1 protein-coding gene is annotated in these 250 nt (G+C 38.8%); it reads right to left on the bottom strand.

The window, feature by feature from the left end; translation table 11 throughout:
- Nucleotides 1-250: poly-beta-1,6-N-acetyl-D-glucosamine N-deacetylase PgaB (locus tag AC1RPU_RS08410; RefSeq protein ID WP_481769716.1), on the bottom strand; the 250-nt coding region annotated here is incomplete at both ends.

Genomic DNA, 250 nt, shown 5'->3' with positions numbered 1-250 from the left:
GTCTATTTCAGGTTGGTTATGCAGAAAATTGTCGGGATAATAACCATAGTTTTTCCCTCCATTCAGTTGTAATAGGCTCATCCAGTGAGCGAGTTGTTGCGAAGAAATAGCCTGATGCTGACCATTTTTCTGCCAGTTTTGTGCCTGTAATTCTAAAATAGATTTGTCTTTAGCCTGAGGGATGTTTTTAATTTGATTGGTCAATTGTATTAACCATTGGTCAGCCGATTTTTCTGCGACACCTTCCATA

It is taken from the genome of Dellaglioa sp. CoH-55-MRSF-7 (genome assembly GCF_056782235.1).
Note: the sequence above shows the minus strand (reverse complement) of the source record. Positions and strands in the feature narration are given on the sequence as shown.